Below are 12,745 nucleotides of genomic sequence, written 5' to 3'. Positions count from 1 at the left end.
TCCTTTTCTCATGGTTCGTACAGGAATGAACGGCTAAAGCTTCCTAAGAAGGCTCTTAGGGTTGCTCTCAGCCGTTGAAGCGCTACGTCTTGCCATCGCTGCGCGGTTGGCTGCAGTCCACCGCTTTGCTGTCGGTGATTGCTGGCTATGTGTTGCTGCTGGGCGTGAATGCCGCCCTCGGTGATCTGCAGCGCAGACAGCAGCACCTGAAGTTGGCGGCATCACTGCGTCAGGAGGCTGCTACAGGGGTGTTGGCTGCAGGACCTATGCGCTCTCTCGGCCTGGAGGCCAGGGTGCTGCCCGAGGGGGACGAGCTACGCCCCAGCCTTCGCAAGGGGCCGTCCGGCCAGCAATGGCTGGTGAGCCGCTCCACCCTTGAGCTTGCCAATGGCGAGCGTCGCTTGCTTGAGCTGCGTCAGGACGTGAGCCTGGACCTCGAGCAGCAGCACCTGGCGCAGCTGCTGCTGGTGGCTGCTGCTGGTGTTTCGATCCTGTTCACGTCGCTGCTGCTGCGGCCGGTGTTGAGGAGGGGTCTGGTGGTTCCCCTCAACGACCTTGATCAGGAGCTGCAGGCCCTGGAGGCCGACACGCTTGGGGATCATCTTCTGGATCCGAGGCTGCAGCCCCAGGAGTTGCGCGCCATCGCCCACGCCTTCAACAACCTTCAACAACGCCTGGCAGAGGCCTGGAAACGGGAGCGATCGTTTGTGGATGGTGTTGCCCACGAGTTACGCACGCCGATCACGGTGATCTCCGGCCACAGCCAGCGCTTGCAGCGTCAGGTGCTTCCCGATCTCGCTCTGAAGTCGGTGGAGTCGATTGATGCGGAAGCCAGGCGGATGGGCAGTTTGCTAACGGCTTTGCGTGAACTGGCACGCTGCGATGCCGGTCGATTGCAGCTGCAATTCCAGCGCCTCGATGCCGATGAACAACTGCTGCTGGTCCATGAGCAGGCCTGGCCGCGTTCGCCCGACCGGTTGCCGTTACCGCCTCCATCTACCAACGGCTTGCCGTTGTTTTCAGCGGATTCCAGCCGTGTTCAACAGTGCCTCCAGTTGTTGATCACCAATGCGCTCAACTTCAGCACCGGTTCGGTGCGCCTTTTTGCCGAAAGGAGTGATCAGCAGCTCGTGCTGCATGTGCAGGATTCCGGCCCAGGAATCGCTGAATCCGAGCGTGCGTTGGTGTTGCAGCGTTTCCAGCGCGGATCCAGTGCTGCCGGGCAACGGGGCCCTGGGATCGGTCTTGCCCTTGTGCATGAGTTGATGCGAGCGATGAACGCTGAGGTGGTGATCGCCGATGCCCCCGGCGGTGGGGCTGATCTGCAGCTGCGTTTCAAGCTTGCTCCAGACGCGCCATGAAGCCCACGCCGCGCACGGTGTGCAGCAGCTTTGGCCGTTCTGGCCCCTCCAGCTTGCGGCGCAGATAGCCCATGTACACATCGAGCGTGTTGGGGTCGCCCACAAAGGGTGCTCCCCAAACGCTGTCGAGAATCCCCTGGCGTGGCTGCACCGTGCCCTGGTGTTTCACCAGAAAGGCCAGGAGATCAAACTCTCGCTGGGTGAGGGACACATCGCGTTCGCCGCGGCGCACCGTGCGGTTCATCAGATTGATCTTTAAATCGCCAAGGGTGAGTGGTTCGCTGGGGCGTTCAACACTTGGGTAACGGCTACGCCGCAGCTGGGCGCGCACCCGCGCATGCAGTTCCGGCAGCTCGAACGGTTTGGTGATGTAGTCATCCGCTCCCAGATCGAGTGCCTGAACCCGATCCTCCAGATCGTGATGGGCTGTGAGCATCAGCACCGGTGTGGTGTCGCCACTGCTGCGCAGGCGCCTGCAGATTTCCAGGCCGTTGAAGTCCGGAAGGTTCCAGTCGAGCACCACCAGATCAAAGTGCTGCTGGCGCAGCAGCAGCAAGGCTTCCGCACCGCAATTCGCCCCTTGGCAGACCTGCGTGTGTTGGCTGAGTTCCTCCAGCAGAAACTGCAGTAGCTCCGGGTCGTCGTCGACGATCAACAGTTGGCCGCTGGGCTCCTCGGCCATCGCAAACAGGTCAATGCCGTCACCTTATGGGTGGAGGCCGGGGAATGCTTCAGCCAGTTGTGCTGCTCCCGTTCCCATGCTCTGTTGTGAACCGCTTCGGCATCAGCCCAGGCCGCAGACCCAAGGCTTTGTGATGCCCCTGGCCCTGGGGGCGTCATCTTTGCTCCTGTTGGGCAGTGCCTCCATTCATACCCTCAGCCTCCAGGGGCGCTTGCGGGTGGCGGCCCATCAGCAACGCGCCGTCGGGGCGGATCAGCTGCGTTCGGCGGCGCAGGCGTTTGTTGCAGCTTCCCAAGGCCCCCAGGCCTGTTTGCTGCCTTTGCCGTCCGTGGCCTGGGAGGCTGCGCGATCTGCTTGCCCAGAGGCCGACCCTCATCTTTTGAAAAGCGGCGTCGTGGATGGGGAGCCCTGGCGCCTGATCCGTTGGCAGCCCGCTGCCAGCCGCGGAACGCTGCTGCTGGCTCTGGACGATGGCCGACAAGCCCGAGTTCTGGTGCGTTTTGCAGGTGATTTCAAGGTGACAGCGCTCGGAGAGCCCCAGCTGCTCGGCCGCTCGGTCCAGGAGGGCGTCTGATGAACCTGATCGAAGTTCTCATCTCCAGCCTGCTGCTGGCAGGAAGCAGTGCTGCGGCTTTGGGGGTGTGGGGTCAGGCGGCAAGCGAAGTGGCGGCGTCCACTCGGCTGGAACAGCAGGTGGATCAGTTGGAACAGCTCCGTCTTGCGAGCCATCGCTGGTTGATCTCCGAAGCCCGTGCGCAGAGGCTCACCAATGGCTCCTGTCAGTTTGAAGTAGGCACCCTCAGCGCAGCCATGGATCAGGCTCTGCCGGTGCCGGAGGGGATCCGCCGGCAATGGACACCCGATCCCGATGGCGTCGGAGTTTGGCAGGAGCTCGAGGCGCACGCACCCCAGGGCCCTGTTGGTCCGCAGCGGCGTCAACTGATCACTCCAGCGGCCTATGGCCTGTGCCAGCCATGACCCCCACCCGCAATGGCTTCACGCTGGTGGAGCTGATGATCGCGATTGCCCTTGTCGGCATCATCTGCAGCATCGGCCTGGTGCATGCCGGTGCCGACCGGGATCGTTTGCAGCTCGATGCGGCAGCTCGTCGCTTGCGGTTGGGTCTTGAACGGGCTCGGCTTTCGGCCCGCAGGCATCAGCAGGCCTGTGCTGTGGCCTTGGTGGCGGGCGGCTGGGTGGCGGCCGATCACGCCGGCTTGCCCCCCTGCAGCGGTGCGGCCCTGTCGCTCCAGGAGGGTGTTGGTCAGGCCGCGATCAAAGTGCACACCAACCTGCCCTCGGTGCTGCGGGTGTCAGCCAACGGCTTGCTCCTCGATGGTGGCACCACGGTGTTGAGCCATCCGCGGGTGACGAGCAGACGCTGTCTGGTGGTGAGCCTGCCCTTGGGGATCAGCCGTGTCGGCAGGTATTCGGCCTCTCCCTCTGCTGATGGAGAGGCGTTGCGCAGCCGCCAGTGTCTGCCGTTGCTTCAGGAGGGCTGAGCCTGTGATTCCACGCCAAGGGTCCAGGGGCTTCACCCTGTTGGAGCTGCTGTTGGCCTTGAGTTTGGGCACTGCGTTGTTTGTGCTGTTGCTGCGCTTGATCGGAGCCGACCTGCGGCTGGGCACGGCCATGGCCAGGCATCTGCAGGCTTCAGGGCTGCAGCGCCGCACCCTGGAGCTGATTCGCGATGAAGTGGCGATTGGCCATGGCTGGATGGTGGATCCACCACTTTCATCCACCTGGCCCTGTCGCCTCAGCGGACGGCGACCGGTGCTCGCCATCGCCATGGACCCCGGCGACCCCGATGCCCGTGGAGACGCTGTGATCGTCTATTCCGTAGGCCAGGCACCGTCTGCGATTTGGCATGGCCAGGTGCTGATGCGCTGCGGTCCGTCCTACGGGCTCGATGGAGTGCTGAATCTCCAGGGTGCGTTTCAGAACCGGGTGCTCTTGGATGCGCTGCCGGCAGCGCCCGATGCAGGATTTGAGGCTGTTCCCGACTCAAACCTGCCTGTGCTGCAGCTGCAGATCGAGCAGGTGTTGCCGGATGCCTCTGGGGGTGAGCGGCGGCTGCGCACCAGGCGCGCTGCCTAAGTTGCGCCTGCACTTTCTCCCGATTGAGGGATGGCAGCCTCGAACACTCGTGCTCAACTGAAGAGGTTGTTGCGCCCGTGCAGGATGCCCTCGTCGGGAATTCAGCGCCGTCTGGAGCGCACAAGTGCGAGTGCTGTGCTTCTGGGGTATGGCATGCTGCTGTTGGTGAACCTTCAGGTGTTCAGCCGCAACCGTGATCAGCGCCAACTGGACACGATGGCCATGGCGGAGCGTCTGCTTGTGAGCAGCAAGGGGGACCAGGATGATGGCGGAGCGTTGCAGCGCTGCTTCAACCATTTCTCAACCTTTGATCGCGCCATCTGGGGGCAACCGACCGGCTCTGCTGCAGGCATGGTGATGCCGCAACTCAGCAGTAACGATTTCATCGCTTCCAATCCCGAGTTGCGTGCACGGGCGCAGGACTTAGCCCGCAGCGCCTCCAGTCCTCAGACCTTTGCGCACGAGGCACGCACTTACACGGTGAGTACCGCCGCGGTCAATCTCAGCGATGAGCCCTGGCGGTTGTACCTGCTCACTGATGTCAGTCAGGACGTTGCAATGGAGCGACAGCTCAATTTGATCCTTACCGCGGCGGCCTTGCTGGCGTCGTTGGTCACCTTGATGCTCAATCGCCGCGGGATTCAGCGCAGCCTGCTCCCCCTGCGTCGCTTCGGTGACACACTCAGCGCTGTGCGTTCAAGTTCTCTACAACAGAAACGGTTTGAGCCGGATCAGCAACCAGAAGAACTCCAGCCTCTCGCCCATGCGTTCAACGCGCTGCTGGATCGCCTGACCGAGGCCTTTGAGCGCCAGCGCCAGTTCGCCAGCACCGTGAGCCATGAGCTGCGCAATCCGATCACGCTGATTGGCGGCTACAGCCGCCGCTTGCTGAGGCGTTCAGACAACCTCTCCGACGACCAGCGCCATCAGTTGGGGATCGTGGAGGAAGAGAGCCGTCGTCTGGGGCGGTTGGTGACCGATCTGTTGGCTCTCACTCGAGCGGAAACCGGCAGCTTGCAGGTTGATCTCAAGCCTCTGAGTGTCTGCGACGCCGTGCAGCAGGCGATTGACCTGGCCGGTGGGGCGGGTGAGCGCCGATTCCTTTTACGTCCTGACGATGGCATTGACCCTCACACGCTTCAGGCCTGGGCCGACCGGGACCGCGTGGTGCAGTGTCTTGTGAATCTGATCGAGAACGCCTGCAAGTACAGCCCCCAGCAGTCACCAGTGGAGATCGGCTGCTCTACCACGCCGTCTGTGGTGGAGCTGCGCGTTCGCGACCATGGTCCCGGAATACCGCCGGAGGAGAGGAGTTTGATCTTCGAGCGCTTCCGCCGCGGGCAACACAACACCGGCATTCCTGGCAGCGGCATTGGCCTGGCGGTGGTGTCCACCCTCGTCTCCCAGATGGAAGGAGAAGTGTCGGTGGAGGATGGCGAGGGCGGGGGTGCCGTGTTCGTGATCAGCCTCAGGCGATGCCCCCGTCCCTCGGATCCACGTCCTCGGCATCACCGCCATGAAGGAGATAAAACGCGATCACGGCAAAGCAGGCGATGGTGAGAAACAAATGATCGATCCAGCCAAAGCGCACGCCCATGCCCCTCAGCGCGATGTGGGTATTAACCACCATCAGCACGATCGAGAAGGGAGCGAACAGCAAGGCGGGCAGCGGCTGGACGCTGCGACGCTGATGCCACAGGCTCACCAGGGGCGGAATCAGCACGGCGGTTGAAAGCGCATGCAGCAGGCGCATGCTCAACTCGCTGTGCAGGTGGGGGGTGATCGTGGCCCATAGGTTGGCCGGAACCAACAATGTGCAGAGAATGAAATAAGCGATCATCAAGCTGATTGCAGAAGGATGCGGAAGCGGCTGCCCATCCCGGGTTCACTGGCCACAGTGATCGATCCCCCCATCGCCTCAACGAGTAATTTCACTACGGAGAGACCGAGGCCGCTGCCGCTGTAGCCCCCGGTGTTCGACCCTCGATGGAAGCGTTCAAAGATGTGGGGTTGGTCGGTGCTGGGAATGCCGATGCCATGGTCGATTACCTCCACTTCGAGCCCCTCGGCAACGCGCGCCACGGTCAACTGGATCGGTTGATCAGGAGGAGAGTATTTGTGAGCGTTTTCCACCAGGTTGACCAGCACCTGATGCAGGCGGGATGCGTCGCCAAGGGCAACGAGGGAGCACTCATCGTCTGGTCGGGTGAGCTCTAGAAAGCGCCCGTAGGCGGGCCCCTGCACGCGCACGATGGTGTCCAGCAGTGGTTGCAAGGGCACCGCTTCTTCCTTCAACTGCAACCGGCCGGAATCGCTGCGGGAGAGATCCAGCAGATCATTGAGCAGCTGCTGCATCTCGGCGGTTTCGTCCTGGGCATCCTGGAGGCATTGCTTCAACGCCGGATCCAGATCCGGTGCCTTGCGCATCACCCGTTTCAGCGAACCTGACACGAGAATCAGCGGCGACTGCAACTCGTGGCTCACCGCGCTCACGAATTGTCGCTGCTGACTCCACGACCACGCCAGCCTTTCGATCAGGTCGTTGTAGGTTCGCGTGAGGCGGGCGAGTTCGATGGGCCCCCTCGGTACGGGCAGGGCCGCCGTTTTCAGCCCCTCGGCTGTGAGTTCTGCGCTGCGGTCGCTCAGATCCTGCAGGGGCTTGGTGATCCGTCGCACCAGCAGGGTGCCCAGCATCAGGGAGCCTGCGAGGCAGCAACCCCAGATCACGATCATCCAGCCCAGGAATTCGGTCTGCGATTGGCCCAGCTCGGTGATCTCCATGCTGCTCCAGAGCCAATCGCCGGAGTCAATCTTTCGGTCCACAATGGTGAGGTGATCGCGTCCCCTCACCTCGATCATGTTCGCCTTGCCCGGAGTTCGTGGCAGATTGGTAGCCATGGAGGACTGCACGAGTCCATGCAATGAAGGCCGCCGGAGACTCTTGGGGACGACCAGCGTTCCATCAGCCTTCTCTAGCCAGTGTTGAATGAGCGAATTCGAGTGGTAGTTCAATTCCCTGAGGACTTCGTCTGCATCTTCAGTCTCAATATCCATCAGGTGTTTGGCCGCTAAATCAGAAACAGCTCGCAGCTCCGCCTCTCCCATCTGCAGGCGTGTGCGTTCGCTTAACCAGAGGCCTGCACTGGTTGCCGCCGTGAATCCCAGCAGCACGGCGGCATAAGTGGCCAGCTGCAACTGGCCCAGCATGCTGCCTGTGAGGCGGTGTTTCCAGAATCGCGAACGGTGCATGCGTCAATCCTGCTCGTTCCGGTTCAGGCAGGCAAGAATGACTGGCACAACACACCTGCAATGACGTGAGCTTTGCGTCTTCTCCTCTGGGCTCCGCCCGCCCGAGCCTCTCGGGCCGGATGGCGCGTTGGGGATTGGTGATTGTGGCGATGTACCTGTTGGTCGCCTTGGTCACTCCCCTGCTGCTGGCTGCGGGAGTGCTCCCCGATCCCAATGCAGGGCTTGAGAATCCCATCTATGCGCCGCCGTCGCTCCAGCACTGGTGCGGAACTGACCGCCTCGGACGGGATGTGTGTGTGCGCACGCTGCAAGGCAGTGGGGTGGCGTTGCAGGTGGTACTTCTGGCTGTGGCGCTCGCCCTTGTGATCGGAGTGCCCCTAGGCATGGTGAGCGGATATCTCGGCGGCGGTGTTGACCGGATTCTGGTGTTGCTGATGGACACCCTTTACACCCTGCCGGTGCTGCTTCTGTCAGTGGTATTGGCCTTTCTGCTGGGGCGGGGCATCCCCAACGCTGCCGCAGCTCTCTGCGTGGTGTACGTGCCCCAGTATTTCCGGGTGGTGCGCAATCAAACCGCCCAGGTGAAGGCTGAGTTGTTCGTGGAAGCCGCCCGCACCCTGGGGGCTGGTCCGGTCTGGATCCTTCGCCGCTACTTGCTGCGCAATGTGATCACCTCCGTTCCGGTGCTGCTCACCCTCAACGCAGCTGATGCGGTGCTGGTTCTGGGAGGCCTGGGATTTCTCGGCCTCGGCTTGCCGGAAACGATTCCGGAATGGGGTAGTGATCTGAACCTGGCTTTGGCCGCTGTCCCTACTGGAATCTGGTGGACAGCCCTGTATCCGGGGTTGGCCATGTTCATTCTGGTTCTCGGTCTCTCCTTTCTGGGTGAAGGTCTGGAGGCCTGGGTGAGCAGCACCGGTCGCGACGCGGCACACTGAAACAAGCGCTTGATCCCACCATGCCGTTTTGGGCCACGCTGGTTTTGTTGTCGTTAATGGTGATTCTCTGGGTGTCTGGCCGCAGCAATCCAGACGATGTGATCGGCCTTCTGGAGCAGATGCTGGCGATCACCCTGGGGCTGGTGGTCCTTTTTATCGGCCGCAGTCTGATGCTGGAACTGTTGGCCTTGGTGTTTGCGCTACGTCTGCCCGCAGCCCGTCGCAATCATCCCGTGCAGGAACGAACTCAGGGCAGCAAAGATGTATTGATGCCGTTCTGATCGAACCTGCTGGAGAGTCTTAAAACGCCAGCTGGAATGCCACAAGCACGCCCATCACGGTGAGGATGGCGTACTCCATGAAACTGATAACCCCCAGAGGGGTTTTGGTGTTGCCGCCCACGCAGGCGCAGTTGAGGGCGAGCTTGTCGATGTAGACCGCCTTGATTATCGACGCCATGCCCGGCACGCCCACTACTAGTGCAGCCCAACCGGCCAGAGGCAAGGGAGGACTGAGCAGAAAGCCAAGGCCGATCAGCAGCTCCACTCCGGGATAGAGCTTGCCCCACGGCCGCCAGCGCTGGGTGATGAGGTCGTACTTCACGAAGCTGGATGCGAACGACTCCACATCCATCAGTTTGAGCATCGCCAGAGCGCAGATCGAGATGCCCATGAAGTGCTGGATGATGCTGTTGCCCAGCACAAGGGCCATCAACAGGGCCGTGCCAAACACGGCGATCACAGGGGTATACGAGTACTCGGCGCTCTCAGCCTTCTCGCCAAGCACCTCAGCCAGTTCGCTGTAGCCCCCGATGCGCCTGTCGCCCGAGAAAATCTGCGGCGTGGTGGGCACGTTGTGACGCTGCTTGAAGGCGTTCACCTGCTCCTGGCTGATGAGACGGTGATCCTGAAAGGCGATACCTCGGCGTTGCAGCAGCGCGATGGCCTTCAGCCCCCAGGGACATTCATGCTCAGGCATCGACATGCGGTAGAGATGCACATCACCCAGTTCGATGGCCATCGCGGGGCGGTCGCTTTCACTTATTCGGACCGTAGCCGCCGGCTCGAAGGTCAGCAGCGCAATTTGGCGGTGCGCGGAAGGTCTTCGAGGATTTCTCCTTGTTCGTTCAGCTCCGGATAGGAACGTCCCTGCTCGCGGCACCAGGCGGCCACTTGGGGATAGGCCCATTCGAACAGCAGATCGCTGTAGTGCTGCGCTGGAACTCCTTCACCGTTCAGAGGAGCCAGGCCTGCTGCCTGGCGTTGACGCAGTGCCTCATACAGCAGGGTGGCCGTGGCCACCGAGACATTGAGGGACTGCACCATTCCTCGCATCGGAATGAAGATGGCCTGGTCCATCAAGGCCGTGGCCTCTTCCGTTAAACCCCACTTCTCAGCGCCGAGCACGAAGGCGCAGGGACCGGTGAAATCGCAGTCGCGGTAATCACGGGCATCGACGCCCAAGTTGGTGCCGTAGAGACGGAAGCTCCGCTCCTTGAGGTGATGCACAGCGGTGCTGATATCGGCATGGTCGTGAAGAGACACCCAGCGCTGACTGCCCTGGGCGGTGCTGTTGAAGGTTCGCGGTCTGCCGCTGAAGCTCACCGCATGGGCTTCGAGCACACCCACGGCATCGCAGCTGCGCAGGATGGCCGAGAGGTTGTGCGGTTTCTCGACATGCTCCACCAAGACGGTCAGATCGGACATGCGTTGGTTCAAGACCGTCTTTAGGCGCTCGAATCGACGGGGAAGCAATGGCATGGGCTGACTGGGGCTGCGTGCCGGATTGCGTGCATACAGAAGTCGCCACGAATCCTCACCTCAGAGTTGCATGCACCATGGCCTGCGCATTCGGACGTCTTGGGCTGGACGATCGTTGAACAATGAGTGATGCCATTTGCTTGCCGAGAGCGAGCAAACTGGGTCGAATCTTGTTCTAGAGACGGTCGCGAGCTTGTTGACGTTGAAGTGCTTAGGCGGCTTCGATTTGTGCCGAATAAAAAATTTGAAATCGTTTGTTGACCTCGGGCAGATCGAGAATCCACTTGCTCTGGGCCACTGCTGGCATCCAGGCGAGACGAGCATTCATGAGATCCAGCAAAGAGTTGGCTGACCTGGGGTTGTTGAACCGACCGTCAGTTCAAGCTGCCGAGGACGAGTGTGACGAAAATCAGGGTCGTGACGACGACACCAGCAGAAAGGCATTTGGATGGTCGTGAACGAGGAGTCACAACTGGTTGCAATCGGATGGGGGTTTGGTCATCAATGATGAGCCAATGGCCTCAAGAATGGGGTTGATTCCTACCGATCACATTGTGAAAAGGATCTTGCTGGCTGGTTTCTGTGTTTCTGGATTGGTGATTTCACCATTGCAGGGAATCGCAGGAGAGTCTATGCATCGAGTGGAAGGCAATTATATTTATCATGATAATCCTTATGCTCGGGATGATCGTGTTCGGCGGACGTCACGAGATAACCCAGATGTTGATACAAATAGTTGTATCGAAGGCAGTGTGATTGGAGGTTTGTTGGGTGCTGGTCTCGGTGCTTCCCTCTCGCGGGGGAATGGTCGATGGGTTGGAGTGCCAGTGGGTGGTGCTGCCGGCGCGCTGATCGGCTGTCAGGTGGATGGTGGTTGAAATGTGATGCCAAGCATCGCACCATTGAAATGAATAGAAGGAGTCAGATGCTGACTTTCACCATTCGCATTCATCACCGGAGTTGCAGGGATAGATCTTGTAACCCTCTCCAACACGCGTTGGCGTGTTGCTGTTGTTAATCATCCATTTGTCGAGTCGTAAAACATATTTATTAGGGCTTTCTTGAAAGAGTCCGGCGAAGTAGATCTCTACAAAAGGAGGCCAGCCTTTTCCGCTGACCCCAGGCTCGTTATCTGCATAGCATTTCCAGCCGGATTTCACCCCATAGGAATCCATACTTGGCGATGTGAAATTCGCGTTCGGCATGCTGGAGTCCTGTTCGCAGACCCATGGGTATAGGGCGAAGCTGAAGGTATGGATTTTGCCTTTGACGTTGTCGTATGGATTGCCAGACTTGTGAATGGCCATGATCTTGTCGCAGACAGGTTTGTACCAGGGGCGAGCCTTGCCTGCGCCAGCGCCGCAAATAGCCCCATTGCGTACGTCGTCACCAGATCCATACCAGCCAGCCCAGTAACGCATCTGTCCAAAGGTTGTCTTGGAGTTGGGGTGGGTAAAGGTGCAGTGATTGCGACCATGGGGGCCTTTTGTGCAGCTTGGTTGAGTATTGCCTCCGTCAAATCGCTCAATATATTTAATATCTCCAAGGCAATCGGGTTGAATGCCCGCACCGTCGCAGTTGTGGAAGACCCAATAGTCTTTTCGATTGCTTTTCGGAAAACTAGCCCACGTTCGAGCACCCATATTCCATTGAGCTCCAGCCACGATGTTTTCATAGGGTCCGCCTCCGCACACTGATTGCAAGACTGGATTTTGATCGAGATTGAACTGGAATGGCCGATAAAAGAATGGAGAACAGCTGGTATCACCCGCGCCTTCTCCACCACCGCCGCAGAAGTTGGTGAGTTTGGTCACCGGTCCATTGGGTGCAGGAATATGAGCCCAGCAAAAACCTTGCCCTAGTCCGCTGATTAATACCGAGGATGGTGATGATTTCGATGGTTCAAGAATCTTGTTGTTCTCAGATGAAATGGCAGGGCTCAGTAAGGTGAGGCTTGAACCAAGTCCGGCCAATAATGTGTTCAGCATGCCATTCATGAACTCACTCTCTAATACTGGTCCCTTTCAAAAAATGATCTGTGAATGCTTGGATTCCGAAACCGCTTCGGAACCAAGAGGAGTGTGATGACGGCAACGTTTGACTCTCGTGTTTATGCCGTTGTGGCTTTAATTCCTTATGGACGTCTGGCGACCTATGGGCAGGTGGCTGACTGGATCGGTGCCTATGGCTGTGCCCGTCAGGTGGGCTGGGCCTTGCGCCGGCTCACCCTTCCATCGACGATTCCTTGGCAACGGGTTGTGAATGCCCAGGGTCGGATTTCGATGAGCCTGAGCCGTGAGGGATCTGACTGGATGCAGCGGGAGCTGCTGATCAGCGAAGGCATTCCCGTGGATGACGAGGGGCGGCTTCCTCTACGTCGTTTCCTCTGGGAGCCTCAATCTGAGCTTCTCGAACAGGCCCTGTCGCGCTGTGATCGTTCGGAAGCGAAAGCTCGTCTTGATCAAGCCGCCCAGATTATTGATTGAAGTACCGAGTCCCTGTGGAGATAAAACGCCTACCTCTCCACTGTCCAGGCTTCCCAGGCCAGTCGTTAGAGACCATATCTGAGAACTGCTTGAGGCTGGTGATTGATTGAAGGTTGCTTTTTGAGGCCTAACGACCGTGCGAGTTGTCTTCAGAGATCTTCTGGGCGGTTGC

General features: G+C 59.9%; 16 protein-coding genes. 10 read left to right on the top strand and 6 right to left on the bottom strand.

Annotation, left to right across the window (positions count from 1 at the left end; translation table 11 throughout):
- Window positions 1-74 precede the first annotated feature (74 nt).
- Window positions 75-1,361, top strand: coding sequence for an ATP-binding protein (locus ACLM45_RS05955; RefSeq protein WP_415411114.1), 1,287 nt, complete (start codon window positions 75-77; stop codon window positions 1,359-1,361).
- Here the strand turns inward: ACLM45_RS05955 and ACLM45_RS05950 are convergent.
- Window positions 1,336-2,043, bottom strand: coding sequence for a response regulator transcription factor (locus ACLM45_RS05950; RefSeq protein WP_415411113.1), 708 nt, complete (start codon window positions 2,041-2,043; stop codon window positions 1,336-1,338). The genes ACLM45_RS05955 and ACLM45_RS05950 overlap by 26 nt on opposite strands.
- Before the next feature lie 133 nt (window positions 2,044-2,176).
- On the opposite strand from ACLM45_RS05950, the gene ACLM45_RS05945 reads away from it, so the two are divergent.
- From ACLM45_RS05945 to ACLM45_RS05925, 5 genes are all read left to right on the top strand, one after another.
- Entirely contained in the window at window positions 2,177-2,617 is a 441-nt protein-coding gene (locus ACLM45_RS05945; RefSeq protein ID WP_415411112.1) for a hypothetical protein, read from the top strand.
- The gene (locus ACLM45_RS05940; protein WP_415411111.1) at window positions 2,617-3,021 is read left to right on the top strand and encodes a hypothetical protein; all 405 of its coding nucleotides are present in this window, start codon (window positions 2,617-2,619) and stop codon (window positions 3,019-3,021) included. The genes ACLM45_RS05945 and ACLM45_RS05940 overlap by 1 nt, the downstream gene beginning before the upstream one ends.
- Window positions 3,018-3,545, top strand: a complete 528-nt coding sequence (locus tag ACLM45_RS05935) for a GspH/FimT family pseudopilin (protein ID WP_415411110.1) — start codon at window positions 3,018-3,020, stop codon at window positions 3,543-3,545. Before ACLM45_RS05940 ends, ACLM45_RS05935 begins: the two co-directional genes overlap by 4 nt.
- 4 nt (window positions 3,546-3,549) lie before the next feature.
- A complete protein-coding gene (locus ACLM45_RS05930; RefSeq protein WP_415411109.1) occupies window positions 3,550-4,140 on the top strand; it encodes a prepilin-type N-terminal cleavage/methylation domain-containing protein in 591 nt (196 codons plus the stop codon).
- An 84-nt stretch (window positions 4,141-4,224) separates the two neighbouring features.
- Window positions 4,225-5,700 (top strand): sensor histidine kinase, encoded by a 1,476-nt coding sequence (locus ACLM45_RS05925; protein ID WP_415411108.1) that lies wholly within the window; start codon window positions 4,225-4,227, stop codon window positions 5,698-5,700.
- On the opposite strand, the gene ACLM45_RS05920 is transcribed toward ACLM45_RS05925, so the two are convergent.
- Together ACLM45_RS05920 and ACLM45_RS05915 are read right to left on the bottom strand one after the other, a co-directional pair.
- Entirely contained in the window at window positions 5,609-5,980 is a 372-nt protein-coding gene (locus ACLM45_RS05920; protein ID WP_415411107.1) for a hypothetical protein, read from the bottom strand. The two genes, ACLM45_RS05925 and ACLM45_RS05920, sit on opposite strands and share 92 nt — an antisense overlap.
- Window positions 5,980-7,389, bottom strand: a complete 1,410-nt coding sequence (locus ACLM45_RS05915; RefSeq protein WP_415411106.1) for an ATP-binding protein — start codon at window positions 7,387-7,389, stop codon at window positions 5,980-5,982. The genes ACLM45_RS05920 and ACLM45_RS05915 overlap by 1 nt, the downstream gene beginning before the upstream one ends.
- Before the next feature lie 119 nt (window positions 7,390-7,508).
- On the opposite strand from ACLM45_RS05915, the gene ACLM45_RS05910 reads away from it, so the two are divergent.
- Window positions 7,509-8,327, top strand: coding sequence for an ABC transporter permease (locus tag ACLM45_RS05910; protein ID WP_006042009.1), 819 nt, complete (start codon window positions 7,509-7,511; stop codon window positions 8,325-8,327).
- 20 nt (window positions 8,328-8,347) lie between these two features.
- Window positions 8,348-8,608, top strand: coding sequence for a hypothetical protein (locus ACLM45_RS05905; protein ID WP_038004457.1), 261 nt, complete (start codon window positions 8,348-8,350; stop codon window positions 8,606-8,608).
- Between the two features lie 19 nt (window positions 8,609-8,627).
- Here the strand turns inward: ACLM45_RS05905 and ACLM45_RS05900 are convergent, their stop codons facing one another.
- Entirely contained in the window at window positions 8,628-9,347 is a 720-nt protein-coding gene (locus ACLM45_RS05900) for a MauE/DoxX family redox-associated membrane protein (RefSeq protein ID WP_415411105.1), read from the bottom strand.
- Between the two features lie 50 nt (window positions 9,348-9,397).
- The gene (gene trmH, locus ACLM45_RS05895) at window positions 9,398-10,087 is read right to left on the bottom strand and encodes a tRNA (guanosine(18)-2'-O)-methyltransferase TrmH (protein ID WP_415411104.1); all 690 of its coding nucleotides are present in this window, start codon (window positions 10,085-10,087) and stop codon (window positions 9,398-9,400) included.
- A 494-nt stretch (window positions 10,088-10,581) separates the two neighbouring features.
- On the opposite strand from trmH, the gene ACLM45_RS05890 reads away from it, so the two are divergent.
- A complete protein-coding gene (locus ACLM45_RS05890) occupies window positions 10,582-10,965 on the top strand; it encodes a glycine zipper 2TM domain-containing protein (protein ID WP_415411103.1) in 384 nt (127 codons plus the stop codon).
- Window positions 10,966-11,022: 57 nt separating this feature from the next.
- Here the strand turns inward: ACLM45_RS05890 and ACLM45_RS05885 are convergent, their stop codons facing one another.
- On the bottom strand, window positions 11,023-12,084 hold the full coding sequence (locus ACLM45_RS05885) for a hypothetical protein (protein ID WP_415411102.1): 1,062 nt from the start codon (window positions 12,082-12,084) through the stop codon (window positions 11,023-11,025).
- An 87-nt stretch (window positions 12,085-12,171) separates the two neighbouring features.
- Between ACLM45_RS05885 and ACLM45_RS05880 the strand changes: the two genes are divergently transcribed.
- A complete protein-coding gene (locus ACLM45_RS05880; protein WP_415411101.1) occupies window positions 12,172-12,573 on the top strand; it encodes an MGMT family protein in 402 nt (133 codons plus the stop codon).
- Window positions 12,574-12,745 lie beyond the last annotated feature (172 nt).

Origin of the sequence: Synechococcus sp. A10-1-5-9 (genome assembly GCF_047716785.1) — a bacterium.
GTDB lineage: Bacteria > Cyanobacteriota > Cyanobacteriia > PCC-6307 > Cyanobiaceae > Synechococcus_C.
The sequence above is the reverse complement of the archived record's forward strand: the minus strand, read 5'-3'. Positions and strand labels throughout refer to the sequence as shown.

Excerpts from the sequence above, each read along its gene's own strand:
- ACLM45_RS05945 (WP_415411112.1), top strand. The coding sequence starts at position 2,177 with ATGCCCCTGGCCCTGGGGGCGTCATCTTTGCTCCTGTTGGGCAGTGCC.
- ACLM45_RS05915 (WP_415411106.1), bottom strand. The coding sequence starts at position 7,389 with ATGCACCGTTCGCGATTCTGGAAACACCGCCTCACAGGCAGCATGCTG.
- ACLM45_RS05925 (WP_415411108.1), top strand. The coding sequence starts at position 4,225 with ATGCCCTCGTCGGGAATTCAGCGCCGTCTGGAGCGCACAAGTGCGAGT.
- ACLM45_RS05905 (WP_038004457.1), top strand. The coding sequence starts at position 8,348 with ATGCCGTTTTGGGCCACGCTGGTTTTGTTGTCGTTAATGGTGATTCTC.
- ACLM45_RS05950 (WP_415411113.1), bottom strand. The coding sequence starts at position 2,043 with ATGGCCGAGGAGCCCAGCGGCCAACTGTTGATCGTCGACGACGACCCG.
- ACLM45_RS05935 (WP_415411110.1), top strand. The coding sequence starts at position 3,018 with ATGACCCCCACCCGCAATGGCTTCACGCTGGTGGAGCTGATGATCGCG.
- ACLM45_RS05920 (WP_415411107.1), bottom strand. The coding sequence starts at position 5,980 with ATGATCGCTTATTTCATTCTCTGCACATTGTTGGTTCCGGCCAACCTA.
- ACLM45_RS05880 (WP_415411101.1), top strand. The coding sequence starts at position 12,172 with ATGACGGCAACGTTTGACTCTCGTGTTTATGCCGTTGTGGCTTTAATT.
- ACLM45_RS05910 (WP_006042009.1), top strand. The coding sequence starts at position 7,509 with ATGGCGCGTTGGGGATTGGTGATTGTGGCGATGTACCTGTTGGTCGCC.
- ACLM45_RS05885 (WP_415411102.1), bottom strand. The coding sequence starts at position 12,084 with ATGAATGGCATGCTGAACACATTATTGGCCGGACTTGGTTCAAGCCTC.
- ACLM45_RS05900 (WP_415411105.1), bottom strand. The coding sequence starts at position 9,347 with ATGGCCATCGAACTGGGTGATGTGCATCTCTACCGCATGTCGATGCCT.
- ACLM45_RS05940 (WP_415411111.1), top strand. The coding sequence starts at position 2,617 with ATGAACCTGATCGAAGTTCTCATCTCCAGCCTGCTGCTGGCAGGAAGC.
- trmH (WP_415411104.1), bottom strand. The coding sequence starts at position 10,087 with ATGCCATTGCTTCCCCGTCGATTCGAGCGCCTAAAGACGGTCTTGAAC.